General features: G+C 52.4%; 12 protein-coding genes and 1 pseudogene. 6 read left to right on the top strand and 7 right to left on the bottom strand.

Going from position 1 to position 12,848, the window contains the following annotated elements:
* The first annotated feature begins 85 nt into the window (after positions 1-85).
* Positions 86-868, top strand: a complete 783-nt coding sequence (locus tag RGW60_RS14020; protein ID WP_322206917.1) for a PhzF family phenazine biosynthesis protein — start codon at positions 86-88, stop codon at positions 866-868.
* 217 nt (positions 869-1,085) lie between these two features.
* Here RGW60_RS14020 and RGW60_RS14015 read toward each other — a convergent pair.
* Positions 1,086-1,190, bottom strand: a pseudogene (locus RGW60_RS14015) (iron ABC transporter ATP-binding protein); the annotation flags it as partial.
* Positions 1,187-2,107, bottom strand: a complete 921-nt coding sequence (argF, locus tag RGW60_RS14010) for an ornithine carbamoyltransferase (RefSeq protein ID WP_322205165.1) — start codon at positions 2,105-2,107, stop codon at positions 1,187-1,189. The gene argF and the pseudogene RGW60_RS14015, both read right to left, overlap by 4 nt.
* Before the next feature lie 329 nt (positions 2,108-2,436).
* On the opposite strand from argF, the gene RGW60_RS14005 reads away from it, so the two are divergent.
* The 3 genes from RGW60_RS14005 to grxD all read left to right on the top strand — a co-directional run bounded on the left by RGW60_RS14005 (position 2,437) and on the right by grxD (position 5,423).
* On the top strand, positions 2,437-2,727 hold the full coding sequence (locus tag RGW60_RS14005) for a hypothetical protein (RefSeq protein ID WP_322205164.1): 291 nt from the start codon (positions 2,437-2,439) through the stop codon (positions 2,725-2,727).
* Positions 2,728-2,862: 135 nt separating this feature from the next.
* Positions 2,863-4,971 (top strand): molybdopterin oxidoreductase family protein, encoded by a 2,109-nt coding sequence (locus RGW60_RS14000; RefSeq protein ID WP_322205163.1) that lies wholly within the window; start codon positions 2,863-2,865, stop codon positions 4,969-4,971.
* Between the two features lie 110 nt (positions 4,972-5,081).
* Entirely contained in the window at positions 5,082-5,423 is a 342-nt protein-coding gene (gene grxD, locus RGW60_RS13995) for a Grx4 family monothiol glutaredoxin (RefSeq protein ID WP_322165812.1), read from the top strand.
* 152 nt (positions 5,424-5,575) lie between these two features.
* Here the strand turns inward: grxD and bfr are convergent, their stop codons facing one another.
* From bfr to pyrC, 4 genes are all read right to left on the bottom strand, one after another.
* A complete protein-coding gene (gene bfr / locus RGW60_RS13990) occupies positions 5,576-6,046 on the bottom strand; it encodes a bacterioferritin (protein WP_322205162.1) in 471 nt (156 codons plus the stop codon).
* Between the two features lie 200 nt (positions 6,047-6,246).
* Positions 6,247-6,465: a bacterioferritin-associated ferredoxin gene (locus tag RGW60_RS13985; RefSeq protein WP_322205161.1), complete on the bottom strand. Its 219-nt coding sequence runs from the start codon at positions 6,463-6,465 to the stop codon at positions 6,247-6,249.
* A gap of 184 nt (positions 6,466-6,649) precedes the next feature.
* On the bottom strand, positions 6,650-7,330 hold the full coding sequence (rnt, locus tag RGW60_RS13980) for a ribonuclease T (protein ID WP_322205160.1): 681 nt from the start codon (positions 7,328-7,330) through the stop codon (positions 6,650-6,652).
* Positions 7,327-8,373 carry a dihydroorotase gene (gene pyrC, locus RGW60_RS13975; RefSeq protein WP_322205159.1) on the bottom strand — a complete coding sequence of 349 codons (1,047 nt, stop codon included), beginning with the start codon at positions 8,371-8,373 and terminating at the stop codon, positions 7,327-7,329. The genes rnt and pyrC overlap by 4 nt, the downstream gene beginning before the upstream one ends.
* Positions 8,374-8,500: 127 nt before the next feature.
* On the opposite strand from pyrC, the gene RGW60_RS13970 reads away from it, so the two are divergent.
* Both RGW60_RS13970 and RGW60_RS13965 read left to right on the top strand, forming a co-directional pair.
* On the top strand, positions 8,501-9,406 hold the full coding sequence (locus RGW60_RS13970; protein WP_322205158.1) for a flagellar protein MotY: 906 nt from the start codon (positions 8,501-8,503) through the stop codon (positions 9,404-9,406).
* Between the two features lie 129 nt (positions 9,407-9,535).
* Positions 9,536-10,753 carry an argininosuccinate synthase gene (locus tag RGW60_RS13965; protein WP_322205157.1) on the top strand — a complete coding sequence of 406 codons (1,218 nt, stop codon included), beginning with the start codon at positions 9,536-9,538 and terminating at the stop codon, positions 10,751-10,753.
* A 630-nt stretch (positions 10,754-11,383) separates the two neighbouring features.
* Here RGW60_RS13965 and RGW60_RS13960 read toward each other — a convergent pair.
* Positions 11,384-11,938, bottom strand: a complete 555-nt coding sequence (locus RGW60_RS13960; protein WP_322205156.1) for a hypothetical protein — start codon at positions 11,936-11,938, stop codon at positions 11,384-11,386.
* Positions 11,939-12,848 lie beyond the last annotated feature (910 nt).

The raw sequence follows: 12,848 nt of genomic DNA, 5'->3' as shown, positions 1-12,848 counted from the left end.
ACATTTGACGGGCTGGCGGCACACTCAGTTGAAGTGCATGCTTGGTGCCAACCAACGATTCGAATACATCATGGAAGGGGTCGGTATGCAGCTTGAATTTCATCAAGTCGACGCGTTTAGCGAGCACCCGTTCAGTGGTAACCCTGCGATGGTTTATCGGCTAGATAGCTGGCTGTCGGATGAGCTGATGCAAAAGATCGCTGCCGAACACAACCTCGCAGAAACCGCGTTTCTGGTTCGTGAAGGTCAGGGTTGGCACATTCGCTGGTTTACGCCATCCACGGAGGTGCCTTTGTGCGGCCATGCCACGTTGGCGGCGGCCCATGTGCTGTTCGAGGTTTACAGCGATCCCGCCGAGCGCATCGACTTTGTCGGCAGGGCTGGGGCGCTGAGCGTCACGCGGGAAAATAACCGCCTGGTATTGGATTTTCCCGCGATGGTCCCGACCAGCGCTGCGGTGACTGTCGAGCTTGAGCGGGCGCTGGGAGTGGACATCGTGGATGTCTACGGCTCAGTCGAATTGATGGTTGTGCTGGAGTCCGAGCAGGCGGTTCGTGAGTGTCAGCCGGACATGGCGGCTCTGGTCCGTCTGCCTTGGCCGGGAGTGATTGTTACCGCGAGGGGCGAAACCTATGATTTTGTTTCTCGCTATTTTGCGCCGGCCATTGGCGTTTCCGAAGATCCGGTGACCGGGTCAACGCACTGCTCGTTAATCCCGTATTGGTCGAACCGACTCGGCAAACTCAGCCTGATCGCCTACCAATGCTCAGCCCGTGGCGGCGAGCTGTTTTGCCGTCTGGATGGCGACCGGGTGAAGATTGCTGGGCATGCAAGATTGATCGCCAGCGGAAAACTGTTGCTGGGGTAATGTTCGCGACGTCTTTAACAAGCCAACTTGTTGTTGCCATGAGTAGCGCTGCGTTGTGCCAAGTAATCCATGTCTAGCAAATAGGACAGCTACAGGGGGTGGTGTTTCGCCTGGAAACACCACCAACGTCTGTTTCTTTACTCGAATCCCTACTTCTTGTCCCGGACAATAGTCACAGTGCCGTGGTCTTTCCGCAACCGTAAGCGCCAAGCAGTCATCCGATATCACCAGCGTTTAGGTGCAGGTTGAGCGCCTTCACCACGGACTGATCCTGATAGCCACAGGCCATGTTATTCAGGTTCAACAGTGCGAGCTGACTCATTCGTTGCGATAGGCTGGCTTGACCAAGAACTCAAGCAGCGCTTTTTGCGCGTGCAGGCGGTTTTCAGCCTGGTCCCACGGCACGGCTCGCGGGTCATCGAGTAGGTCAAGGCTGATCTCTTCCCCTCGATGCGCAGGCAAGCAATGCATAAACAACACGTCTTTGGCGGCGAGATCCAGTAATCCACGTGTGACTTGATAGGGCGCGAATAGGGCCAGGCGGTTGGCAGTCTCTTCTTCTTGACCCATGGAGGTCCAAACGTCGGTGCTTACCAGATGCGCACCTGCCACGGCTTGCCGAGGATCACGCATAACGCTGACCCGATCCCCGGCCAACGCCAGAAACTCAACGCCAGGTTCATAACCTGCGGGGCAGGCGATACGTAATTGGAAGTCAAACTTGATCGCGGCCTCTATATAGCTATTGCACATGTTATTGCCGTCGCCGATCCACGCAACGATCTTGCCTTGGATTGAACCTCGATGCTCCAGGAAGGTTTGCATGTCCGCCAGCAATTGGCAGGGGTGCAGGTCATCGGAAAGTCCGTTGATGACCGGGACGATGGAATGTGCGGCGAATTCGGTCAGGTTACTGTGGGCAAAGGTGCGAATCATGACGGCATCTACCATGCGAGACATGACCCGAGCACCATCGCCGATAGGCTCACCGCGACCCAATTGGGTGTCTCGCGGGGACAAAAAGATTGCCTGCCCACCTAGTTGGATCATGCCCGCTTCAAACGAAACGCGCGTCCGAGTCGAAGATTTCTCGAAGATCATTCCGAGAACCCGATTTTTTAACGGCTCGAAAAGTACGCCGCGATTTCGCAGGTCCTTCAGCTCTATGCCGCGACGAATAACACTGACCAGCTCTTGCTGCGTGTAATCCATCATCGAGAGAAAGTGCCTTGCGCTCATCATTAACTACCTTTTTGCAACAGACCGCAGATACTCAAAGCCGGGTTTTATCGGGAAAACGGGCGAGACCTGCGGCGAAAGCCGCACGGGGCGACGAATAGGGAAGGCGCGATGGTATAAGCAAATGTCGCGTATTGCCAATAGCGAGCTAACTTCAATATGTTGCGCGCATTTGTACACTGCCGGTTGGCGCTTTGGCAATTCATGCATATCTTGTAATAGTGACATTCCGTAACTCCGCTAAGTCTAGAGCGTTGCCCCGGTAGGTACCGTTTCCTAAACAGCCGTGCTGGGTTATAAAGGTTGCTTGCTCACAGGGGGCTATGGGAATGGATTCTAAAGAACAGCAACTAACGGAATTACTTGGGCACACAGCCCGCACTTTGACCCATCTCACCGCATCTATGACTTCGATGTCGTTTGAGTTGTTGCGCAGCAAGGACGAAGTCACCCGAACAGCCGGCAAACACATGATTGATCGCATGGCGACGATCAGCGCCGAGCTTGATGAGCATTGGCGTTTGATCGGCGAAATCACCGGTGTCCATATTGCTCAGGAGCAGATCGAAACCGTTCATGAGCTGCAAAATACGTTCAAGACTGTCGTGACGCTTGGCTGAATGCCAAGGGGCAGCATTGGCCCGCCTGATGCCGCCCGATTCACACGACAAACGTCTCTGGCGTAGTCCTCCTTCAAACGCCATAGTTTTGTTTCCGCGATCGTCGAGGTCGTTCAAAACAAAATGAGGCTGGCGATGACCAAGACTCTCCACCACCGTGCCTGCCATCTGTGTGAAGCCATTTGTGGCTTGACGATCGAAACCACCACCGATGAAGGCGTTGGTGCCCGGATTACGTCAATCAAGGGTGACCCCTTGGACAGTTTTAGTCGTGGTCACATTTGCCCCAAAGCGGTGGCCCTGCAAGACATACAAAATGACCCTGACCGCCTCCGGCAGCCCATGCTTCGTGTAGGCACGCAATGGCAGCCCATTGAGTGGCAGGCAGCATTCGAAATGGTGGCCGAGCGTCTGTTTTCCATACAGCAGCGTCATGGTCAAAACGCGGTGGCGGTGTATCAGGGCAACCCCAGCGTGCACAACTATGGACTGATGACCCACAGCAATTATTTTCTCGGGTTGTTGAAGACTCGAAACCGATTCTCTGCCACATCCATTGACCAGTTGCCGCATCACCTGAGCAGTCACTTGATGTACGGTCACGGCCTTTTGCTGCCGATTCCCGACATTGATCACACGAATTTCATGCTGATCCTTGGCGGTAATCCATTGGCCTCAAACGGCAGCATCATGACCGTCCCGGACGTCGAGAAGCGGTTGAAAGCAATTCAGGCGCGGGGCGGTAAGGTGGTAGTGGTCGACCCTCGTCGCAGCGAAACAGCAGCGATTGCCGATCAACACTTGTTTGTGCGTCCTGGAGGCGATGCGGCATTGTTGTTTGGCATGCTCAACACCTTGTTTGAAGAAAACCTGACCCGCACCAGCCACTTACCGGTAGATGGGCTGGACGTCGTGCGTCAGTCTGTCAGCCTTTTAAATGCTGAGGCAATGAGCCCGCGCTGCGGTGTACCCGCCGAGAAGATTCGCCAATTAGCGCGGGACTTCGCTGCCGCAGACAAAGCGGTATGTTATGGGCGAATGGGGATTTCCACACAAACGTTTGGCACGCTGTGTCATTGGTTAGTGCAACTGATCAATCTGGTGACGGACAATCTCGACCGAGTAGGCGGCGCCCTGTGTACGGAACCTGCAGTGGATCTCGTCGCGTCGACATCCGGTGGGCATTTCAATCGGTGGCAAAGTCGCGTGTCGGGGTTGCCTGAGTATGCCGGTGAGTTACCGGTGTCCGCGTTGGCCGAAGAAATGTTGAGCGAAGGGGATGGGCAGGTCCGCGCACTGATCACCGTGGCCGGCAACCCTGTGCTGTCGACACCTAATGGGCGAAAACTGGAACAGGCACTCGATGGTTTGGAGTTTATGCTTAGCATTGACTTGTACATCAACGAAACCACGCGTTACGCCGATTTGATACTGCCGTCCACATCGGCATTGGAAAATGACCATTACGACACGACCTTTAATATGTTCGCCGTGCGTAATGTCACCCGTTTCAACCGCGCCATCTTGGCAAAGCCGGACGGCGCGCTTCATGACTGGGAGATTTTTGTCGGTTTGGCCAAGGCGTTCGCCGCTAAAGCCGCGCGTGAGCTGAAGCCTACAATATCGCCGTCACAGATGATTGACATAGGCTTGCGTAGCGGATTGTACGGCGACGCCTCCGAACACAAACTTTCCTTGGAAACATTGCGCGGTCACCCCCACGGGTTGGATTTGGGGCCGCTTAAACCGAATTTGACGTTGCGTTTGAACACCGCCAACCAGCGTATTCAGGCGGCGCCAGACGTAATTCTTGCCGATCTGGCGAGGTTTGCTGCGGCCGAGGCACCACAGGCCTCAGAGTTGCTGCTGATTGGGCGTCGGCACGTGCGCAGTAACAATTCCTGGATGCACAATTACCATCGCTTAGTGAAAGGTAAGCCGCGGCATCAACTGCTCATGCATCCTGATGATTTGAGCAGTCGTGGCTTAAGCGATGGGCAGTGGGTTCGAGTCAGCTCGCGGGTCGGAGCGGTTGAAGTGCAAGTTCTCGGCAGTGCAGAAATGATGCCGGGCGTAGTCAGCTTGCCCCACGGTTGGGGGCACGCTCGCCCTGGGGTACAGATGGCGATAGCCGGTAAACAGCCCGGCGTAAGCGCCAATGACTTGACCGACGAGCGTCAATTGGACACGCTGTCCGGCAACGCTGTGCTGAATGGTGTACCGGTTAAGGTTGCTGCAGCGTGAGCTTTATCAGTCGATGGTCGACAGGGAGAGGCCGAGCGTAGCGCTCGGGTTTCCGCTACAATGCGCGACCATGCCGACATCTGAGTCGGAAAGTTCAGCCGAGGTGTTCCATGGATATCATCGAAACGATTAAAGAGCAGATCAACGCCAACACCGTTCTGCTTTACATGAAAGGCTCTCCGAATGCGCCACAGTGTGGTTTTTCGGCAAAGGCTTCGCAGGCATTGATGGCGTGTGGCGAGAAGTTCGCTTACGTCGATATCCTGCAAAACCCGGAAATTCGCGCAAACCTGCCTAAATATGCCAACTGGCCAACCTTTCCACAGCTGTGGGTCGGTGGTGAATTGGTCGGCGGCAGCGACATCATTACTGAGCTGTTTGCCAGCGGTGATCTGCAGACGCAAATCAAGGATGCAACGGTCAAAGCGGCCGCTGAAAAAGCAGACGCTTGATAACCGGTTGTTAATAGCCTTCCCCGGTTCCGGGAAGGTTTGCTTGATTGGCCCGAAGGGGTGTAGTCGATACGTCAAGCTTAGTCAGCAAGAATGGAAAAGCCCTGCTCTCAGTATCGAGAGTGAACTGACCCCATTAAGTCGAAGGTTTATCACTCGCCCATCTGCGATTGCAGGTAGTTTTCAATACCGACTTTATCGATCAGGCCCAGTTGGGTTTCCAGCCAGTCGATGTGCTCTTCCTCGGACTCGAGAATGTCTTCGAGTAAATCTCGGCTGCCGAAATCGCCGACGACCTCAAAGTGTGCAATGGCGGTTTTAAGATCAATCAGGGCTTTCTGTTCGATTTTGAGATCGCACTCGATCATTTCTTTGGTGTTTTCACCAATCAATATTTTGCCTAAATCTTGCAGGTTTGGGAGGCCTTCAAGGAACAGAATGCGTTTGATCAATTTATCTGCGTGCTTCATTTCGTCGATAGATTCGTGATATTCGTGCTCGCCAAGTTTTTTCAGGCCCCAATCCTGGTACATGCGGGCATGCAGGAAGTACTGATTGATGGCGACCAGCTCGTTTCCGAGGATCTTATTGAGATGCTGGATGACTGTAATGTCGCCTTTCATGTGGGTGCCTGCCATTGCTAGATCTGAATAAGCAGCAAGCTTGGGCTGCACCGCAAATGGTGTCAAATCTAAGTTGTTGAATAATAAGTTGTTTAAATACAAATAAGAATGTTTGAGTTCCGCATCTTGATTGCAAGCAATTGAATTACAGACATAAAAAAACCGGACACAAGGTCCGGTTCTGAAAAATGCTGGAATTTCTAAGGGACTGAATGTTCCGCCGGATAGGCCATGACTACTTGGCTCGTTTGCAATGCGGTCAGCGTGTCACGCACAACTTCCTTGGCAAAAGATGCGCATTTTCCACATTTGCTGGCAACACCTAAAGTTTGACGAACATCGCGGTAGCTGCAACAGCCGTCCAGTATCGCGTCTCGGATTTGTCCATCAGTGACACCTTGGCAGAGGCATACATACATAAAGTGAGAACCGTCGTTGGTGGTGACTCAATTCGCAAGATACTAATCGTAATGAGAATGCTTGTCAAAGCACTTTAAATTGGAGGAGCTGTTTGTTTTAAGTCACCGACGAAAGGGGGGGATCGTCAATGGCCACTACAAAAAAACCGGCCACAGAGGCCGGTTAGTAAGTACTGGAACGGTATCAGTCGTTAAAGTCTTCCCAGCCACCCATCTGTTTCCAGCGATTGACGATTCCGCAGAATAGGTCAGCCGTCTTTTCAGTGTCGTAGCGCGCGGAGTGCGCTTCCCGACCGTCAAAGTCGATGTCGGCGGCCTGGCACGCTTTTGCTAATACGGTTTGGCCATATGCCAAGCCAGCAAGCGTCGCCGTGTCGAAGCTGGAAAACGGATGAAATGGGTTGCGTTTCATGTCTATACGCGTGACGGCCGCGTTCAAAAAGCCAAGGTCGAAGCTTGCGTTGTGACCAACCAAAATGGCGCGCTTGCAACCGTTCGCCTTTAACGCTTTACGCACGCCCCGGAAAATGTCGGTCAAGGCGACTTCTTCGCTAACGGCCATGCGCAGGGGGTGATCCAACTTGATGCCGGTGAACTCCAGCGCTGCCGCTTCGACATTTGCGCCTTTGAATGGCTCAACCCGGAAGAAGTAGGTGTGTTCAGGGAACACAAATCCTTTCTCATCCATGCCGATGGTAACAGCTGCTATTTCAAGCAGAGCGTCGGTCGCCGAATTGAATCCACCGGTTTCTACATCGATAACGACCGGCAGATAGCCGCGGAAGCGGGCCGCCATAGGATGCCTGGAATTGCTTCCGCCGCCGCCATGACCTTCCTGTTCGTCGTCGAAATGATCTTCGCTCACGCGTTTTCCTCCAGCAGGCGCCAGCGCAGCTTTTCACCGGCGCGCAGCGGAATTACGGACAGCTCGCCAAAGGGCAGGCTGGTGGGTGCGGTCCATTCATCACGGACCAGGGTTATGGTGTCGCGGTTGCTTGCCAAGCCGTAAAACGCCGGACCGTGAACACTGGCGAAACCTTCCAGCTTGTCTAGCGCATTGCGCATCTCAAATGCCTCGGCGTAAAGCTCAATTGCGGCATAAGCGGTGTAGCAACCGGCGCAGCCGCAAGCGGCTTCTTTAGCGTGCTGGGCATGTGGAGCAGAATCAGTACCCAGAAAAAACTTCGTGCTGCCGTGGGTAGCGGCGTCGAGCAATGCTTCCTGGTGGCTATTTCGCTTGAGAACCGGCAAGCAATAGAGATGAGGGCGAATACCACCGACCAACATGTGATTGCGGTTGTAAAGCAAGTGATGGGCCGTAATGGTTGCACCGACATTGGCCGGAGCTGCTTCAACGAACTGTACGGCTTCACGGGTAGTGATGTGCTCGAAGACGACTTTCAATGTAGGAAAGCGCTCCACAACACGACGCAAATGTTCATCAATGAAGATTTTTTCTCGGTCGAAAACATCTATTTCAGCGCGCGTCACCTCGCCGTGGACCAAGAGAGGCAGACCGACCTCAGCCATGGCTTCCAGCGCTGGGAAAATTTTGTCGATGCTGGTGACGCCTGAATCGGAATTAGTGGTTGCACCGGCCGGATACAGCTTTGCAGCGTGAACAAAACCACTGGCTTTGGCGGCGTGTATTTCCTGCGGTTGAGTCAGGTCAGTTAGATAAAGCACCATCAATGGCTCAAAGCGGCTACCCGCTGGTCGCGCGGCAAGGATGCGCTGGCGATAGGCATCAGCTTCCTGAGCAGTGCGAACCGGGGGTACCAGGTTGGGCATAATGATGGCGCGGCCAAAAGTGCGCGCTACGTCAGCAACGGTGTGAGGCAAAACAGCTCCATCGCGGAGATGAATGTGCCAGTCGTCGGGACGCAGGAGGATCAGGCGATCAGACATTGGGATTCCAGGCGGGTCAAACTCGCAGGGAATGCTACCGGAAAACACTCATACAGGCACTCGCTATCAAGTTATTGGGGAACTAACCGATAGCTAGACGTATGCAGTTCTTCTAGTGGAGCCTCCTGTGCGCCAGCGATATTTAGCCTTCCTCAGCGTGTTTGCCAGTTTGCCGGCGGTGGCCATCACTTTCCAGACTCGCTTGGAAAGTATCGAATGGAAAGTCGAAGGCGATAAATTTGAGTGCCGCCTGACCCAACCTATCACTGACTTCGGTGCGGGCGAATTCGTCCGTCGTGCGGGAGAGCAAGCCACATTCCGCCTGAAAGCAAATAGCGCGTCGCTGGGTTCAGGTTCGGCAACCCTATTGGCTGCGGCAGCGCCGTGGCAGCCCGGCCGCGGAGACGTCAACCTCGGCGCGGTCAGAATGAACAACAGCGCGATTCCATTTAACTCCTCGCAGGGACAAGCGGGAGGCCTGATTGCAGGGCTATTGGAAGGTCGCAGTCCGTTAATCCGCCGTCAGGGGCAGGAGGGAAACGTACTGGAAATTCGCTTGTTGCCCGTCCGGTTCGCTAAAGCGTTCAGCGATTATCAAGCCTGTACCGCTAAGTTGCTTTCGAAGAATTATGAGCAGGTCAAGCAAGCGCAAGTCAATTTTCCGCGCAGTGATGCCGATCTTGACGTCCAGGCGCGAGCTAAGCTGCAAGTCATTGCTGACTTCCTCAAGGCCGATCCGACGGTAAATCACATTGAGCTCGACGGCCATTCTGACAACAGTGGCAATCGACTGACCAATCGAGATATGTCACGGCGCAGGGCGCTGGCCGTGATGGACTTTTTTAAAGCCCAAGGCATTCCTGAAAAGCAGATCACTATGCGATTTCATGGCGAACGCTATCCCTTGGCACCTAACACTAACGCAGCCAATCGTTCGCGCAATCGACGAGTTAATGTTCAGTTGGAGCGGCTGCCGCCGGATGACAAAGCTCCGGCCGTGGTTGCAGCAGGATCTGCTGGCTCCGCGACGTAATCAGCTTCAATTAATGCCCTGCTCGACTTTAACTGTCGCTTGGTCGTCACAAGCTGTCGCGCCCCTGTAAAACCATCGGCTTGAGCGGTAGAATCCCTCGCTTTCCGTACAACCCGGTGGAGTGATGGCATGGCGGACGTAAACAAGGTAGTTCTCGCGTATTCCGGTGGCCTGGATACTTCGGTAATCCTAAAGTGGCTTCAGGACACGTATAACTGCGAGGTAGTGACATTCACCGCTGACTTGGGTCAAGGTGAAGAAGTCGAGCCGGCACGCGCCAAGGCACAAGCCATGGGCGTCAAAGAAATTTATATCGATGACCTGCGCGAAGAGTTTGTGCGCGATTTCGTGTTTCCAATGTTCCGCGCGAACACTGTCTACGAAGGCGAATACCTGCTGGGGACATCCATTGCGCGACCGCTGATCGCCAAGCGTCTGATTGAAATCGCTAACGAAACCGGTGCGGATGCGATTTCCCACGGCGCCACGGGCAAAGGCAACGATCAAGTTCGTTTCGAATTGGGTGCTTATGCGCTTAAACCAGGCGTTAAAGTCATCGCCCCTTGGCGTGAGTGGGACCTGCTGTCGCGGGAAAAACTCATGGATTACGCGGAGAAACACAACATCCCGATTGAGCGCCATGGAAAGAAGAAGTCGCCCTACTCGATGGATGCTAACTTGCTGCACATCTCCTATGAAGGCGGCGTGTTGGAAGACACTTGGACCGAGCACGAAGATGACATGTGGCGTTGGACCAAGTCTCCTGAGGACGCGCCGAACGTCGCCACATACCTTGAGCTGACTTACCGCAACGGCGACATCGTGGCGCTCGATGACGTGGAAATGTCGCCTGCGACCGTTCTGGCGACTCTGAACCGCATTGGCGGCGAAAATGGTATCGGTCGTTTGGACATCGTTGAAAATCGCTATGTGGGCATGAAGTCCCGTGGTTGCTACGAGACTCCAGGTGGCACGATTATGCTGCGCGCTCACCGTGCTATTGAATCAATCACCTTGGATCGCGAAGTGGCTCACCTCAAGGACGAACTGATGCCCAAGTACGCCAGCCTGATCTACACCGGCTATTGGTGGAGCCCTGAGCGTCTGATGTTGCAACAGATGATCGACGCGTCTCAGGCGCATGTGAATGGTGTAGTTCGTCTGAAGCTCTATAAAGGCAACGTTATCGTGACGGGCCGCAAGTCCGAGGAGTCGTTGTTCGACGCAACTATTGCAACGTTTGAAGAAGACGGCGGTGCCTATAACCAGGCGGACGCAGCTGGGTTCATCAAGCTGAACGCTCTACGTATGCGTATCGCGGCCAACAAAGGTCGCAAGTTGTTTTAACACCTACGCGACCTCCCCTCAGGCGTCTCTAAGCACGTGAGGGGAGGGCGTTTCGAGTATTGACTCAAATAAATAGCACTTCATTTGTACTTATTGAAATAAGCACAAAGGTATGATCATGTTTGAGAGTCTTGGAAAATGACTCGCCAAGGCGAGCATATCTACATTGTTCGCGAACTTGCTTCTGTGGCTGTTACTCCAATTAACTGCACCGGTCTTACGTTATCCAGCCTGCGCGTGTTGTCAGTATGCAGCGCGTTCATCAAGTGGATAAGATCATCGTTGACTATTTTAAAAATTTTTTTCATTAGTAAAGTCTGAGGGGTTATACAAAACCCTATCGTTAAGATTCAATGTCAAAAAAATAAAAAGTTAGCACTGACGGAAAGCAATCAAGAACCAAGCGTAGATCCTTTAATTGCGTTCATCCAAAAAAGGCAGCGCAGTGGCTGCTGACGCCTCTGACAGTGCTGTAAACAACGCTATAACCTTGACAGGGCTCATGCCTATGATTGAGCGTTGATCATGTTGAATGCTCATTAGCGAATAGGTGAGGGGCTAGACTCCGTAAGCGTAAATGTAAAAACGCGATAAACAGTGAGTTAAAGGTGCGCTTTATTACACCGTTCATCACTTGTCCAATAGTTCGTCGGGCGCTGCCTGTTCTTTGATTTGCTTGAATTCAAAACGATAGTCTCGACCGATTTTCCAGACTTGGCGGACGCTCAAATTCAGTTTTTGTGCAATCTCCATTGCGTTGTACCCTAGGCTAGAGTAATGCATCGCGTGGCCGGCCACCCTGTCGTCCACCGCCTCTGGATCTTGGAGTTCTTCACTCCTGGTGCCGCGAATAGGCCGACTATGAGAGATTTTAATCCCTTGTTCCCCTGCCATTCTACGGACGTCTCTTCTAGTCATCCGCAGTGAGTATTGCAATGAGCTAACTCCTGCACCCTTGGCTGCCAGGGTTTTTAATAATTCGACTTTTTTATATATCTCTTCTTCTGACTCGATGTGTGTGTTTTTTTGCGCCAATGGTTCTGCTGAAAATTCAGCAGTTTCTCCCAGTGGCACTACATGGATAATACCTCCTTGATGAATGTACTGTTCCACCGCCGTGTCCAAATCAAGTGTAGGCTTGGATTTTGACGGCATCGAGGAACGTGAGTCTTTTTTATTAGTCATGAACATGTACCTGTTTAAGTTTAGGGATGAGCGAATTCACTGGATAAAGTGCACGCAGCATCGACCCGCTCAGAGGCGATAATAGTGAATCTCTCGACTGGTCAAATTAACTGGGCGAGGTCTATTGGCTCAATTAAACCCGAGCAGAAGGCGATTTTCTGTCAGCAAGCGGCGAGTCAATAACGTATCAGAGGTTCTGATCAGCACTTGAAATTAAGTTGTTGAAGAGGCTGTCGATAAAAAGTAACGAGTGGTAATAGGATTTGCAAGTAAAAAAGATGGATTAAGTAAATTGTAGTGCGGTTGTCTTGAGTTTCTTACATGAAGCTAGTAAGTCTTCTTCATGTGTCGTAGTCCATTTCCTTTTTGTTCAGTTTAGGCTAGCTAGAATGTAGCGAATAGCATTAACTCATCGCCGGACGAGCCTGCAGCAGCCCTATTCAGCATCATTACTATTCGCCAATAAATAGATTGACGCGAGCAAGCGGGCAGAGTTTTTGATTTTTTAGTATTCGGCGTGTACTTTCTATAGATGCTTGATTGATCTTTTTAGCAATTTTTCAGCGGGTGGATGGTCCGTTTTTATCGGCTCTTTAACCGGAATGCGTTGTTTACGATGTAGGAAAAGTCGTATTGATAGGTAGGGATTCTCTTGTAGTTACCGAAAAGATTAATATAGCCACGTTTAAATGTATAGTTTGCGCTCTGGATGCGCAGAGGCTCGGATGGAATTAGTAATAATTCTCTGAACGTTATTCTGTGGTATGTCGGACGATCCGACTTATTCTTCGTGCAAGAGAGCGATCAGACCATGAGTGTCTAATCGTGCCGATGTAGCGTCGGTCAGTTTTGATTTGGATACGAGAAAATTGAGGCTGGAGTACTAAAAAAATCGGCCAATGGCCATGCG

The sequence above is a fragment of the Pseudomonas sp. AB6 genome (assembly GCF_034314105.1).
Classification (GTDB): domain Bacteria; phylum Pseudomonadota; class Gammaproteobacteria; order Pseudomonadales; family Pseudomonadaceae; genus Aquipseudomonas.
The sequence above is the reverse complement of the archived record's forward strand: the minus strand, read 5'-3'. Positions and strand labels throughout refer to the sequence as shown.